Genomic DNA, 11,894 nt, shown 5'->3' on the forward strand with positions numbered 1-11,894 from the left:
CAGTTGGCCGGTCAAGGAAAGCCGGGGCGCCGCGCCGCCCGCCGCTCGCTCGCCCTATCGCTGTGCCTTCTCGCGGCGGTGCCGGCGCAGGGACAATGGACCAGCCGATATCCCGAAGTCCAGAATACCGGGAAGAATGCCGGCCACCAGCTCTATCTGGAGGCCTATAATCTGCCGACCTTCGCGGCGAGCCCGACCGACCCCGCGCCATCGCCCGATGGGCGCGTCGTCGCGTTCGCCGCCAAGGGCTGGCTGTGGACGATGGATGTCGCGACGCGCCAGGCCCGGCGGCTCACGCGCGGCGCCCAGATCGATTCGCGGCCGGCCTGGTCGACCGACGGCAGGCAGATCGCCTTCGTGCGCGACAGCGGCCGCGACACCAACATCGTCCTCGTCGACGTCGCGACGGGCAAGGAACGGGTGCTGGTGGCCAGCCCGGCGCTCGACCTTGACCCCGCTTTCGCTCCCGATGGCAAATCGCTGTTCTACAGCTCGGCCGAAGCGGGCGATTTCGACCTGTGGCGGATCGATCTCGCGACCGGCGCCAAGACCCGCCTCACCACCGATGTCGGCCAGGAACTCGGTCCCCGGCCGATCAAGGGCGGCACCGCGCTCGCCTTTGTCGATCGCGCGAAATTTTTCAGCGACGCGGTGTCGACCGTCTCACTCGCCGACGGCCAGCGCCGGACGCTTCATTCCGCGGGCATGGCGCCGCAGCTCCGGATCGCGGCCTCGCCCGACGGCCGCTCGCTCGCCATCGCGACCCCCGACGGCGACCGGCTGAAACTGATCACCCTCGATGCCGACGGCAGCGATACGATCCGCGTCGCAAATGATGCGACCTATCCACTCGCGCCAAGCTGGTCGGCGGACGGCTGGCTGTGGTTCGTCCAACCGAACCGCGACAAGCAGTTTACGCTTTATCGTTCCTCCGCCAACGGCGGCGGCCTTGAGGATATGACTCCGCTCGACTGGGATCTGGGCGAGCGCACCGCGCGCGTCACGATCCGCACCCGGCAGGCCGGGCAATTGACGCCGGCGCGGCTCGCGATAGTCGACGGCCAAGGCCATCCCGCCGTCCCGGCAACCGGCCTCGCCTATTTCGATTTCCAGCATGACCGCATCTTCGTTCATTCGCCCGGCGCGGTAACGCTCGATGTGCCCGCCGGCGCGATCAGGCTCAGCGCCACGCACGGCTTCGACGGGGTGGCCGAAGCAACGCGGCAGGTCCGCGCGGGCGACGAGGTGACGATCGACCTCGACCTGCCCGGCACCGGCTTCGATGCCGCGGCGCGCGGCTGGTATTCGGGCGACCTCCACAATCATCTCAACTACGGCGGCCCCTACCAGCTCGAGCCCGGCGACCTCGTCACCATGATGCGCGCCGAGGCGCTCGATGTGGCGACGCCGCAGCTCGCCAATCTCCAGACGCAGCAGGTCGACGCCAAATGGTGGGGCTGGCAGCGCACCGAACTGCCGCTGATCCGCGTCTCGCAGGAAGTGCGCGCGCATTATCTGGGGCATATCGGCGTCATCGGTGCCGACGCGCAATTCGATCCCTGGTTCTTCGGCCCGACCTATCCGGTCCGCGCGCAGAGCGAAGTGACCAACGCCGACGTGCTCCGTTTCACCCGCGCGCATGGCGGGCTCAATATCTATGTCCACCCGGTGGTCGGCAGCGATCCCTTTCCCGCCAACGGCGATCCGGGCGGCTTTCCGCTGGGACTGGTGCCCGACGCGGTGCTGGGCGACGTCGATGCGATCGAGCTTGCCTGCGTGTGGAGCGACGAGCTCGGCACCAGCCAGCTCTGGTACCGGCTGCTCAACCTTGGCCTGCCGATCGCGCCGTCGGCGGGCAGCGACACGATGCAGAATATCCACCGCATGCTCGCGATCGGCGCGACCCGCGTGTACGCAAAGCCCGATGGCCCCGTCAGCATGACGAGCTTCCTCGATGCGGTCCGCAAGGGGCGAAGCTTTGTCACCACCGGCCCGATGATCGACTTCACCGCCGCAGGGATCGGCCCTGGCGGCGCGATCGCGGGCGGCGCGAAATCGATCGACTGGTCGCTCGACCTCTTCTCGCCGACCGCGGTCGAAACCGTCGAAATTCTGGTCAACGGCCGCGTCGCGTGGAGCGGCAAGGGTCTGTCCGCACCCGGAAAACGGACCTATTCGGGCAAGCTCGACGTGCCCGCCGGCGGCTGGGTCGCCGCCCGCGTCCATGGCGGCGCGGCAAGCTGGCCCATCCAGGATGGCCAGCCGTTCGCGCACAGTGCACCCGTCTGGCTGGGCCGGATCGGCAGCACCGACCCCGCTGCGGCGCGCGGCGCGGCCAACGACCTGCTGCGCTGGATGACGACCGTGGGCGAAAAGCGACTGGAAGCCGGCTATCCCGACGGCACCGGTACGCGCCTGAAAGCCCGCTTCGCCGAAGCCCGCGCCCGGCTCGAAGCCTTGCGGAACTGATCTTGCTAACCGGCCGCCATCCTCACCAGATCGGCGGCAATATCCCTCACGCGATCATCGGGCGCCGTTCCCAATGTCAGGATCAGAAATCTCTGGTCGTCGAGGAAGACGTTCATCTGGTTGATCCCGGGTACGAAAAACGCCGCCTTGCCAAGATGCGGAACATCCTCGACCGATTTGTCGCTGAAAGCGCGCATGGTCGATTCGGTTGTTTTGCGCGCCTGCGCGATCGCCTCGGGCGTGTTGTCCGCGATGGGTGAGCGGCGCGCCATGAGCGTTGCGGTGCCACCGCCCTTCAACCGGTAGGTGCATTCCGACGTCGCCGCTTCGACCGGGGTTGGCTGATGGACGAAGGCAAGGCTCGTCTCGGTAACCGCATCGCCAAGCACCGCGCCAAGTACCGCCTTGTCGAGCAGCTTGCACGCATCGGTCGCATCCCAGCCCGCATCCCGTCCCGATGTCATAGCCGCCGGTTTTTCATTCTTGTCATCGCCCTGCGGCCCCCCACAGGCGACGAGCGCCAGCGGGGCGCCGAACGCAAATATCATGCTCTTCCTCATGCCATCATCCTTCGACACCCCCGGCATGATTGCCGTCTTTTCCGCACTGAAATGGGCCCGCGGCCCCGTCGGTCCGCACGATAGCGACCCGCTTTCGCCCGTCGGGCGAGAATGGGAACAAGCCGGTTTGCGGCTCGCTCCCCTCGTCCCGCATCGTAAAAATGGCGGTAGGAAATATCTCCGATCCGGCGACGTGGTTGCTGATCGGCCCCGCGCCGCCGTATCGGAGATTATTTCACGCCGGCGTGACCCTAGAATTCGCCGGCTACACCGACCCGCACGGCGGTGTTGCTGCTGCCCGCGTAGGAAACGCCGGCGGTAAAGGCCAGGGGCGCTCCCGTATCGAAACGATGGGCGATCGACGCGCCGATCGCCTGCTCGCCGCGAAAAGTAGCAAGGTTGAAAGTATAGCTCGTCTTTCCTGGCTCGGAAGGCATCGGCGCGGCGGTCAAGGCAACGGCGGCGGCGGTGCCGCGCTGCGCCTCGCGGCGGTCACGGTTGGTGATCGCATAGAGCTCACCGATCTGGGCGCTATGCGTGGCGGTCAGCGCCTGTAACGCCGGGATTGCGGTCGAGGTTATCGTTTCGAGCGACGCGAGCCGGCCGTTCTGGGTCGTGTTGACCGTCTGCACCGCCGAAATCTGCGTATTCTGCGCCGTGTTGACATCCTCCACGGCGGTGATCCGCCCGTCCTGCACGACATTCTGGGCCAGAGCGGCGCTGGCATCTGCGGCGGCACCCGTCGCCGTCGTCTGGGCCGCGGCAGCCTCCGTACGCGCCGTGTCGGCCGTGGTTTGGGCCGTCGCCGCATTCGCCAATGCGGTGTTCGCCGTGCCCTGCGCCGCCGCGGCCTCGGTTCGGGCTGTGTTCGCCGTGGTCTGTGCTGTCGCGGCATTGACCAGCGCAGTGTTCGCCGTGCCCTGCGCCGCCGCGGCTTCGGTCCGCGCGCTATTGGCGGTCGTTTGCGCCGCCGCCGCATTCGCGATCGCTGCATCGGCGGTCGCCTGCGCCGCGGTGGCGCTGCCGGCACCGGCATTCGCGATCGCCAGCGCGGAATTGGCGGTGGTCTGCGCAGCGGTTGCCTTCGCATCCACAATATCGAGCTGCGCCTTGTTCACCGCATCGGTCGCGTCTGTCCCGGCGGCGACGTTGACGATGCGGCGTTCGCCGCCGACCAGCCCGACCGAGACACTATTGGCCTGGTCCGCCACCGATCCATTGCCCAATGCGACGCTGTTGATCGCGGTGGCGTGGCTGCTTGCCCCGATCGCGGTCGCGAAATCCTGGGTTGCCTCGGCATTATTACCCACGGCGATGGAATCGCGGTTATTCGCTCTGGCGGCATGGCCGGTGGCGACACTGCCAACGCCGTTGGCCACGCTTGCCGCGCCAAAGGCACTACTATCATTCCCTTTCGCCAGGCTGCCGGCACCATAGGCAGCGCTGAAATCCCCGGAAGCCGTGGTGTAGGAGAAAATATTGGAGTTATATCCGCCCGTCGCCGTGCTGGCATTTCCGGGCGCTTTGACGCCATTGCCGACGGCGGTGCTGGACGTCCCCGATGTCGCGGCATAGCCCAACGCCGTGCCGAAAAATCCTGCTTTACTCTGCGCGCCGATCGAGACCCCGAAATTGGTCGCCTCTGCACTCAGTCCCAGCGCGACACCATATTCGCCGGTCACCTTGCTCTCGCGGCCGACAGCAACGCCGTCGGCATGACTGACCGACGCATCCTGGCCGATCGCGATGGAATTGCCGCCAAAAGCGACTGCCGCGGCGCCCGTGCTGTTGACTTTGACATAAGGGTTGGCCGCTGACGCGATAGCGCCTTTGAGCTGCCCCACCGTTGCGGCGTCATGATCGTCATTGCCGGCAGCCACATTGGTGATCTGACGATAATTGTTTCCGGCTCCCGTATCGCCGCCGACCGAAACTTCGCCAACCGACGATTGCGGATCAGCCAAACCAAAGGCCGTGTAGCTGGCCACCGCGCCACGCACGGTGCCGGAATTGGCGCCGAGTGCTACGGAATTGCTCTGGGAGGCATTGGCCCCACCGCCAAGCGCGACGGCATCGGTCGCTGAGGCTGCCGCGTTGCTGCCGAGCGCCGTGGCGTTCCGCGCGTTGGCCTTGGCCAGAAAACCTGCTGCGGTGGCGTCGGTTTGCGTGTCATCCCCGGCGCCTGCCTGTGAAAATGCACCAATCGCGGTGCTTCTGTCGGAGAGAATCAGGCTGGTGGAACCGACGGCGGTTGCGTCGTCAGGTTCAATCGCCGGTTCGAACAATGTCCCGCCGGCGCGCGCGTTGCCGCCGATCACGACGGTGCGATGACCATCGGCCTGCGCGCGATAGCCGACGGCGACGCTTGCGTCCACTATGTCGGGAAGGCCATCGGGATTGGGGTTCAATTTGGTCGAACCCACGACGTCAACGACAGCGCCGGCGCCCAGCGCCGTTGCGCCATCCGCATAGGTCAGGGCGCTGGTGCCCACCGCGACGGAATTTTTCGTGGTTGCCATGGCCTTGTAACCAACCGCGCTGCTGCCGTCACCACTCGCCCGGGTGTTGGAACCGACAGCCGTCGCTTCCACCGCGACGCGCGTGCCATCCGCATTGGTGACGGTGGCGTCGACGCCGCATTCGGTCGAACTGGGTGCCAGCGGATCCCCTATGTTGCATTCGGGCGTCGGATCGGCATGGGCAACGCCGGGCACGAGCAAGGAGGTGGCCAGTGCCAATGGCGCGGCGGCGGTGAAAAATCGCTTGGTGTTCGTCATGTTCATTGCTCCCGTGAAAGGAGGAAAGCGCCGTTCTGATTGGTGCGGTTCGCTGCCCCCGAATGGCTGACCCTGCGATGCGGTTAGCGCGGATGGGGGCGGCCACGCCCCACATGAGCATGTGGGTGCCCCCCACCTATCCATGTGGGTTTACTGCGAGAGCGCGACCGCTATCTTCCGGCGGAATGAAGGACGGGAGGCTGCGATGGTGATACGCGTTGCGATTATCGAGGATGATCCGATACTGGCCGGACGCTTCGCCGACGCCGTCAACGCGGCAAGCGGCATGATGGTCGTCAACAAGGCGAACAGCGTGGCCAGCGGCAGCGGCCTCGTCGATGCGGGCGGTTATGACGTGCTGCTGTGCGACCTCGGCCTTCCCGACGGCGACGGCACCACGCTGATCGCAAAGGAGGCGGCCAAAGGGCGCGACACGGACATTCTGGTCATCACCCAGTTTGCCGATCAGCAGAAGGTGCTGGACAGCATTCGGGCCGGCGCGCGCGGCTACCTCCTCAAGGACCAGCGCATCGAATCCTGCGTCGAGGCGATCATGGAGATCCGGCGAGGCGGCTCGCCGATATCGCCGGTGATCGCCCGCCGCATCATGGAACAGATGGTCGAGGATCGTTCGGCCGCATTACCACCGCCCGTTTCGCCCCTGTCGGAACGCGAGACCGAGGTTCTGCAGTTGCTGGCGCGGGGATTTTCCTATGCCGAATGCGGCGACATTCTGCACGTCTCGCTCAACACGATCGGGTTTCACGTAAAGAATATCTACCGTAAACTCGAGGTAAACAGCAGGGCGGAGGCATTGTTTGAAGCGGGAAGCCAGGGTCTTATTTCGCGCAATTAGGGCGCTATTCCTGTTGCTGCTTGCTTGGCCGGTGCACGTGCTGGCCGAGCCGCCGCTGAACGGCTTCGTCCGCGAGAACAGCAATGGCGCGGTGATCCTGCGCTTTACCGATGCCGATTATGTTCGCACCGACAGCGGGCGGATACCCGCCGGAGGCTGGGTGCGCGGCCCGGCGCACCGGGGCTTTGCGTTCGAAAAGATGGGCGCCACCTCGACGACGAAGACACTCTGGCTGCGGCTGCGTTTCGATCGCCGGATGCTGCCCGCCGGCCCGGTCGCACTCTACACCGAAAATAACTATGAACGCATCGCGGTCCTGCTCAACGGGCAGGAGATTTTCCGCAACTTCACCGAGGGCGACGACCGCGCTCTCGGCTGGTATCGTCCCCAGATCGTTCGCCTGCCCGCCCCCTTGCTTGCCGGCGGCACCAACAGCTTGCTGGTCAAGATCGAAAGCAATTACGACCTGGTCAGCGGCGATTATTATCTTGGTCCCGCCGCCGCCCTCGATGCGCGGCACGAACGAATGCATTTCTGGCGCATCACGGGTGTACAAGCTGCCAATCTCACCATGATCGTCCTCGCCGCCGCGGCACTCTGGTTCTGGCTGCTGCGCCGCGGCGATACCGAATTGTTACTCCTCGCCATTCTCGGCTTGATGTGGTTCGCGCGCGATTATAATTTCACCGCCGTACGGGCGCCTTTCAACATCGTCGCTTTCAAGGCGATGACCTATTACGCCGTCTATCCGGCCATGTCGGCAAGCCTTGCCTTTTGCCTCGTCTATGTTCGCCTGCCGCGGTGGAAGCTCCATGGTGCGATCTTGCTGACCGCGGGCGTACTCCTGTGCCTGATCCGGTTTGCGACGGTCGAGTGGGGCTTGACGGGCGCCTTCGGCACCGACTCCATCGGAAATCTGCTCGCCGTGGCCTGCGTCGCCTACACCGCCTTCCTGTTGGTGACCCATTGGTGGCGAACCCGCGATGCCGGCGCCGCGCTGATAACATTGTGCCTCGCAACGATCATCACAGGCACGACCCACGACATAGGCAGACAATGGGACAGCCGCCTTTGGGACGGCCTCGGATTTTTTCTGCAACCCTATATCGGCAGCCTGTTCTGCCTCGTCCTGCTGCTGTCGTTCGGAAGGCGAGCCAATCTTGCCTTCGGAAGATTGGAAGGCCTTAACGCCGAGCTTGAAACCAGGGTGGAGGATGCGCGCGCAGCCCTTGAGGAGCGCGAAAGGGAAGTCCGCGAACTTGAAGTCGCACGCGCGCTCGAAACCGAGCGCGGTCGCATCATGCGCGAAATGCACGACGGAATCGGGTCCAACCTTGTCGCGGCGCTGACCGTGGCAGAGCGTCAAAATCACCCGCCGGCATCGATCGCGACGCTGAAACGCGCGCTGTCCGATCTGAAATTGACTGTCGACTCACTGGAACCCCTTGCAGGCGATGTGGTGGCGTTGCTCGGGAACTTTCGTCATCGGTCCGAGCCGGACCTGGTCGAGGCGGGCATCAAGCTCCACTGGAATGTTGATCGGTGCGAGAGAATCGACTGGCTCGACGCGACCAACTCACTCCACCTGCTTCGCCTGTTCCAGGAGGCGCTGGCCAATGTGATGATGCATTCGGGCGCGACCAGAATCGATCTCGCATGCGTCGAGTATATAAGTGGCGGCGCACCGGGGGTGACTGTTTCGATCAAGGACAACGGCTCGGGTTTCGACACTGTCCGCGCCGTATCCGGTGGTCAGGGGCTCTGCGGAATGCGCAGCCGCGCCGAAGCGATCGGCGGCACGTTTCTTTTGTCCTCCGTTCGCGACGAAGGGACGGTCATCTCGGTTTGGCTCCCCTATGTACGGCAGACCGAGGCCCGATGATCGGCCGCTGCCACAGCTATCATCTGACCAGGTAGGCGGATGAACACAGGTTACCCCCCTGTCCGCGCCGCGATGGCCCGCTGATTTTCTCTTCGAGCGGGAATGAAATCATTTGGCATCGGGCACGACGGACATCGAGATTGAGGAGGGGAAATCGCGCGAGTAAAAGACCGAATGTGTCTGCGCCCGATAGTCCCCCGGCTTCGCTCTCAGGATATTGGGTACGAACGTCTGCGGGTTGCGGTTGATCAGCGGGAACCAGCTGCTCTGTACCTGCACCCCGATACGGTGCCCTTTTCGAAACACATGCGACGCCGAATGGAGGTCGATCTTATACTCCAGCACCTTGCCCGGTTTGATAGCCGCCGGCTTTTCATAGCTGGCGCGAAAGCGGCCACGGAACACGTCATTCGCGATCATCCGCTGACGGCCGCGCATCGCCTCGGGTGTCGCCACGTCTGAGGGATAGATGTCGACCAGCTTGACCACCCAGTCGGCATCGGTGCCCGTTGTGCTGGCAAACAGGCGCGCTGCGATGTCGCCAGCCACGACAACATCCTCGGCCAGCGGCTCGGTCTGCCAGAACAGCACATCCTTGCGCTGTGCAAAGGGCGCCTGATCGTCGGATATCCACGTTGACCAGTCGGATCCCGGCCGCATGAACGGTTTCAATATGGCGCGATCGCGATAAGGGACCGGGCTCGCCGGGTCCGAAACAAAACTGCTGACACCCTTGCGCAACTGGGGAGCCTCGAAGGAGAGCTTGCCGTCGGCATGCAAATACAGGCTGCGTCGTTTGCCCTCGACGGCCGGCCAGCGCGAATGGCGCTGCCACTGATTGCTGCCCGACTGAAAGACCAGCGCTTCGGGCTGGTCGAGCTTGCCGATGCCTTTCAGCCAATAGCGAAACCAGGGAAGTTCGACCGAGCTGCGAAACCACTGCCCGGTTTGGCCGCCCAGATCGAACGGGCCGTAATTGCTGCCCTCGCCGCGCCAGCCCCCATGATTCCATGGCCCGACGACCAAATAGTTCAGGCCGCGATCGTCGCCTTTCTCCTGATTGGCGTAGATCGTCATCGGACCATAAAAATCTTCCTGGTCCCACCAGCCGGCGACGATCAAATTGGGCACGGCAACCCGTGCAGGCATCATGTGCGAAGTACGGCTATCGCGCCAGAAGCGGTCATAGTTCGGATGTGAAACGAAATTTTGCCAGCTTGGCATCGAGCGGCCCAGCAACCGCTGATCCATGTTGGCGAGGTCTGACTGTTTCAGATACCAGTCATAGGCATCGTCGGTCCCAAAATCGAAAGCGTTCATCGTCCGGCCGTCGGTCTCCAGCGCCGACACCCACGACCAGGCATAATCGAGCCGGAAGGCACCATTGTGCAGGAAGTCGTCGCCGATGAACATATCCTCGGGCGACGCCTGCGAGGTCACGGCTTTTAACGCCGGATGCGGATTCACCGTCGCCACGGCGGCGGTCCAGCCGCCATAGGACACGCCGAACACCCCGACCTTGCCATTATTGTCGGGCAAGTTCGTTACCAGCCAATCGATGGTGTCATACGTGTCGGTAGCTTCGTCGATGCCGTCCGCCGTTTTCTTGAGCGGACGCAGGTTCACAAACTCGCCTTCAGAGTCGAATCGGCCACGAATGTCCTGAAAGACGAAGATAAACTTGTCCTCGGCCAGTTCTCCATAGCCTCCGGTCTTGCCGAGGCCGCTGTCGATGCGACCCCTCGTGAAACCATAAGGCGACCGCGTCATAAGAATGGGGAGTTTGCCGATGTGGCCTTTGGGGCGCCAGACCTGTGCGTGCAGACGGATGCCATCGCGCATCGGAATCATCACGTCCTGCGCTTCGTACCCCGAGAGGCTTACTGCGGCGGCAACCGGCTGGCTTGCCGCCGGCTGAACCATTGCCGGCGCTCCGGCAAGGACGCCGAGCAGCAGCGCAGACAATGCGAAACCGTACCGGATCAAGCCTCTGCGCATAACCGTGAATCCCCCACCTTTAATCATGCAGCGCCTCAGCGACGCGCGCTCGTCGATACACCCGCGATCGCGGCCGAGCCGCGTTGGTTTTGGCGACAGTCTGGCTTGGCCGTCAGCGCCGTTCCGCTTTTCGACCACAATCGGCGAGAGCGGACGTAGCGTAGCCAAATATTTTCGACTTCCAAGACCTCACCCGAACGTAGCGGCGACATACGTCACCAAAATGTTTGCACCTATTGCTACAGGATCAAAGCAAGGAAAGCCAAAACGATCAGCGATGTCCAGATGGGCGGCTTCAACGGCAACGCCGCGGGCGCACTCACCGGTACCAACAGCGCCGCACAGCTGGCGCTCGCAGGTCGGCGCGGCCAAGTCGGTCCGCGCCGCACGCATCGGCGCACTCCACCAACGGACGGAAGCCGAGAAATACTCGGCGACCTTGCCGACGATCGAGACCGGCCTGACCTACAAGGTCACCGACGACCATACGCTTTGTGCAACGTACAAGCATGGCGAGAAGCCGGGCATTTCGCAGATCGTGGGGGCGACGGTACTCGGCGGCAAGTGGGTACCGCCGAAACTGAGAAGACCGACGCCTATGAACTCGGCTTCCGTTCGCTCCTCTTCGACAACACATTGTCGCTGAGCGCGACCGGCTTCTGGCAGGATATCGAAAATTATATCCAGCCGAGCTTCGTCTTTGACGAGGTGCAGACAGCGCTCAACAACAACGGCCTGCCCGTCTATCTTTCGGCGCTCGGCAACGTGCCGAAGGTTCGCTCAAAGGGCGTCGAACTCGACGTCGCCTATTTCGGCATTCCTTATACGACGCTGCGTTTTGCGGGCGCCTATACCGATGCGCGCTATCGCAGCTTCCCGCGCGCCGCGAACCCCGGAGAACTCGGCGCAGCAATCCGGCGGGCGCCTATTATGACGCCGGCGGCGAGACGCTGGCGGGCGCGCCAAAATGGAGCGGGAACCTGTTCGGCGACTTCTCCTACCCGCTCGAAAGCGGGCACGTCATCCACGCCAATCTCAATTATAATTTCCAGAGCGGCTATTATCCCGACACGACGCTGTCGCGGTACACCAGGACCGATTTCCGGGGCGTGACCGACCTGTCGCTCGGCTTCACCTTCCCGAACAACCGCTTCGACGTCAGTCTCGTCGCGAAGAATGCCTTCAACGTCGATACCGGCCTCAAGCCAAGCTGGAACCAGTATAAACCCGGCATTCCGCGCTGGTTTGGCGTTATCGTCCGCGCCGCCATCGATTGAACGGCGCGGGCGCGCTGATCGAATAGCAGGGAAAAGCCCCTGCGGCGCAGCCCGAACTGCTCGAGGCCCGCGTTA

General features: G+C 63.9%; 8 protein-coding genes. 5 read left to right on the forward strand and 3 right to left on the reverse strand.

Going from position 1 to position 11,894, the window contains the following annotated elements; genetic code table 11:
* Positions 1–3: 3 nt before the first annotated feature.
* The gene (locus FHR22_RS15850) at positions 4–2,469 is read left to right on the forward strand and encodes an LpqB family beta-propeller domain-containing protein (protein ID WP_166944564.1); all 2,466 of its coding nucleotides are present in this window, start codon (positions 4–6) and stop codon (positions 2,467–2,469) included.
* Between the two features lie 5 nt (positions 2,470–2,474).
* Here the strand turns inward: FHR22_RS15850 and FHR22_RS15855 are convergent, their stop codons facing one another.
* Entirely contained in the window at positions 2,475–3,029 is a 555-nt protein-coding gene (locus tag FHR22_RS15855; RefSeq protein ID WP_166944566.1) for a hypothetical protein, read from the reverse strand.
* 251 nt (positions 3,030–3,280) lie between these two features.
* A complete protein-coding gene (locus tag FHR22_RS15860) occupies positions 3,281–5,806 on the reverse strand; it encodes a YadA family autotransporter adhesin (RefSeq protein WP_166944568.1) in 2,526 nt (841 codons plus the stop codon).
* Positions 5,807–6,011: 205 nt separating this feature from the next.
* Here FHR22_RS15860 and FHR22_RS15865 point away from each other — a divergent pair, with 205 nt between their 5' ends.
* Together FHR22_RS15865 and FHR22_RS15870 are read left to right on the forward strand one after the other, a co-directional pair.
* Positions 6,012–6,662, forward strand: a complete 651-nt coding sequence (locus FHR22_RS15865; RefSeq protein ID WP_166944570.1) for a response regulator — start codon at positions 6,012–6,014, stop codon at positions 6,660–6,662.
* 13 nt (positions 6,663–6,675) lie between these two features.
* Positions 6,676–8,544, forward strand: a complete 1,869-nt coding sequence (locus FHR22_RS15870) for a sensor histidine kinase (RefSeq protein ID WP_166944572.1) — start codon at positions 6,676–6,678, stop codon at positions 8,542–8,544.
* A gap of 108 nt (positions 8,545–8,652) precedes the next feature.
* Here FHR22_RS15870 and FHR22_RS15875 read toward each other — a convergent pair whose 3' ends face one another.
* Positions 8,653–10,710, reverse strand: a complete 2,058-nt coding sequence (locus FHR22_RS15875) for a CocE/NonD family hydrolase (protein WP_208417740.1) — start codon at positions 10,708–10,710, stop codon at positions 8,653–8,655.
* A 117-nt stretch (positions 10,711–10,827) separates the two neighbouring features.
* Between FHR22_RS15875 and FHR22_RS22560 the strand changes: the two genes are divergently transcribed.
* Both FHR22_RS22560 and FHR22_RS22690 read left to right on the forward strand, forming a co-directional pair.
* A complete protein-coding gene (locus FHR22_RS22560) occupies positions 10,828–11,655 on the forward strand; it encodes a TonB-dependent receptor domain-containing protein (protein ID WP_166944574.1) in 828 nt (275 codons plus the stop codon).
* Complete coding sequence (locus FHR22_RS22690; RefSeq protein WP_166944576.1) at positions 11,652–11,819, forward strand: hypothetical protein; 168 nt, start codon at positions 11,652–11,654, stop codon at positions 11,817–11,819. Before FHR22_RS22560 ends, FHR22_RS22690 begins: the two co-directional genes overlap by 4 nt.
* The last annotated feature ends 75 nt before the right edge of the window (positions 11,820–11,894 follow it).

It is taken from the genome of Sphingopyxis panaciterrae (assembly GCF_011762125.1).
In the GTDB taxonomy this organism is placed as follows: domain Bacteria; phylum Pseudomonadota; class Alphaproteobacteria; order Sphingomonadales; family Sphingomonadaceae; genus Sphingopyxis; species Sphingopyxis panaciterrae.

Excerpts from the sequence above, each read along its gene's own strand:
- FHR22_RS22560 (WP_166944574.1), top strand. The coding sequence starts at position 10,828 with ATGGGCGGCTTCAACGGCAACGCCGCGGGCGCACTCACCGGTACCAAC.
- FHR22_RS15855 (WP_166944566.1), bottom strand. The coding sequence starts at position 3,029 with ATGAGGAAGAGCATGATATTTGCGTTCGGCGCCCCGCTGGCGCTCGTC.
- FHR22_RS15860 (WP_166944568.1), bottom strand. The coding sequence starts at position 5,806 with ATGACGAACACCAAGCGATTTTTCACCGCCGCCGCGCCATTGGCACTG.
- FHR22_RS15865 (WP_166944570.1), top strand. The coding sequence starts at position 6,012 with ATGGTGATACGCGTTGCGATTATCGAGGATGATCCGATACTGGCCGGA.